Genomic DNA, 1,999 nt, shown 5'->3' with positions numbered 1-1,999 from the left:
GAACATTTTTTTTATATTTTTAATGAGGCCTGGAAGCATCAATTAAAGTACTTTCTTGTGCATGTTTGGGAAGTTTCATGACAAAAATTCTTAATGTTTAGCGAAGTGTCTTTTCTGAGATTGTTTTTTATTTATAATTAATGTCAGACATTGAATGATGGTCTACAGGAAGTCTTACTCATCAATGTGTGTATTGAGGGATGTTCAAAGCCAGAATACATTTGTCGTTAATATAACAGCGCTATAAAACGAAGGCGGCCTTCTCTCGGAAGGAGCGTTCTTGCTTTAATCTAAAAGGGATGGTTAGTGGCAACTTCAATAGTGTTAGTGACTCAGGATCGCTATCTTGTCAGGGGCATGAGGCTTTTTTTTCCAGATATTATCCTGCTCGACTCGATTGACAGAAACATATTTGATAATGGTGCCGACGAATACTCTGTATTGATTGATAGTCGTTCTCCGCTCCGTTTATATGATTACCTGATACGTCATCCGGCCAGAACAAGGAAAACGATCTGCTGCGTTATGCTGGATATGCGACATCGCGAAGAGAATCTACTCAGTATGAAGTTGTTTATGAACACGTCGCTCACCGCGCCGGATATGGCGTCGCTGTTTAATCTGGTGCTCAACATGAAGGGCAGGCGTCTGACAACCAAATGGCTGCTTAACTTACGGCTTAGCACGCACGAGGCGATCATGCTGCGGTTGCTGAGGGCAGGGATGTCGATGGAAGCCGTTGCCGATGAGCTGAATACGTCGGTGAAAAGCCTCTACCGCAAACGAACGGCACTTTCGGAACGGCTGGGGGCGGAGAACTTCAATGAGGCGTGTTTGTTTATCTTTAAAAATAAACTGCTGGATGTGATTGGGAACGATCCCTAGATTGAAAAGAGACCAAAAGCAAAAACCCGCCTTTTGGGCGGGTTCTTTAAACAGTAGTGTCCGGACTCAGAATCGAACCAAGGACACGGGGATTTTCAATCCCGCCCTGACTCTGCGCAGTTTTCAACGCCAGCCACGCCGCCAGTTCCGGGCAGTGGGTGACCAGACGGCCTTCTTCGCGCCGGTATTGCAGCAGATCTGAGGAACAGGATTTATCGGTACCGTTGTAGCGGACAAGGTGCCCTGACAGGCAGGGGCTAAGCAGGATTATATCTTTGATGGGCATGGGAGATACCTTTGATAAGGTGCGTGGTAACGCGTTTATCTCGATACCGGCGGATATAAGGTGGCAGAAAATGAGCGGGTGGCGGTTGGATTTTGGGGGAGAGGAAACGCGTATTATAATGAAAAACGAACAGTATCTTCTGCTCTTTGACCCCGTTTATGAACTGCCAGAGGCTAAGCCATGTGTTTTATCCTCAGCGGGTGATACCAGAAGGAGACTCCTGGAAGTGATTGAAAAATTTAAAAGGACGTTAGAAATGAATAAATATCTGTCTGGTCTGTGTGTTGTTTCTTTTTTTTATTTTTCTTCAATAGGTTACGCGCACTCTGCGGGGCTAAATAAAGTTCAGGTTAGTATCAAACCCAGCAGCGCTAATGGAGGATATATCCCGGTAATTTCTGATGCAGATGAAATCGAGCCTTCTGATTTCAGGGAGTCGGACCTACGGGAGATGCAGGATAGCCTGAGGAAGATGAAGTCCGACAACCGCAAAGTCGATGAGCTAACTCAGAAGGTTTTACAGCTTGAGAGAAAGAATTCTGAGCAGGAGAGTAAGATCGAGCGTTTGCAAAGAAGCCTTGATGACATGAAGCGGAGCAACGACAACCTTTCAAATCAGGTCAGCAATTTATCCGGCAAAATTAAGTGATAAAAAAGAGCCACCGCCTGTATTAACTTATCGGGCTATTAGCGTAAGCGTGCCTGCATTAAAGCCACGCTTATCAGCGCACAGAAATCGGCCGTAGCCATAAAGCAAAAACCCAGCCATAGGCTGGGTTTTCTAAATAGTGGTGCCCGGACTCGGAATCGAACCAAGGACACGGGGAT

3 protein-coding genes are annotated in these 1,999 nt (G+C 45.8%); 2 read left to right on the top strand and 1 reads right to left on the bottom strand.

From position 1 onward, the window contains the following. Positions 1 to 357 precede the first annotated feature (357 nt). A complete protein-coding gene (locus L977_RS02745; protein ID WP_045134821.1) occupies positions 358 to 885 on the top strand; it encodes a helix-turn-helix domain-containing protein in 528 nt (175 codons plus the stop codon). Between the two features lie 46 nt (positions 886 to 931). Here L977_RS02745 and L977_RS02740 read toward each other — a convergent pair whose 3' ends face one another. After that, positions 932 to 1,171: a DUF523 domain-containing protein gene (locus L977_RS02740; protein WP_052192604.1), complete on the bottom strand. Its 240-nt coding sequence runs from the start codon at positions 1,169 to 1,171 to the stop codon at positions 932 to 934. Between L977_RS02740 and L977_RS24885 the strand changes: the two genes are divergently transcribed. Then, on the top strand, positions 1,164 to 1,820 hold the full coding sequence (locus tag L977_RS24885) for a hypothetical protein (protein WP_231563480.1): 657 nt from the start codon (positions 1,164 to 1,166) through the stop codon (positions 1,818 to 1,820). The genes L977_RS02740 and L977_RS24885 overlap by 8 nt on opposite strands. Positions 1,821 to 1,999: the final 179 nt, after the last annotated feature.

It is taken from the genome of Enterobacter sp. ZOR0014 (assembly GCF_000798855.1).
Taxonomy (GTDB): domain Bacteria; phylum Pseudomonadota; class Gammaproteobacteria; order Enterobacterales; family Enterobacteriaceae; genus Enterobacter; species Enterobacter kobei.
Note: the sequence above shows the minus strand (reverse complement) of the source record. Positions and strands in the feature narration are given on the sequence as shown.

What these genes read in the sequence shown, in the direction of transcription:
- L977_RS02745 (WP_045134821.1), top strand. Translation starts at nt 358, where the DNA reads ATGAGGCTTTTTTTTCCAGATATTATCCTGCTCGACTCGATTGACAGA.
- L977_RS24885 (WP_231563480.1), top strand. Translation starts at nt 1,164, where the DNA reads ATGGGCATGGGAGATACCTTTGATAAGGTGCGTGGTAACGCGTTTATC.
- L977_RS02740 (WP_052192604.1), bottom strand. Translation starts at nt 1,171, where the DNA reads ATGCCCATCAAAGATATAATCCTGCTTAGCCCCTGCCTGTCAGGGCAC.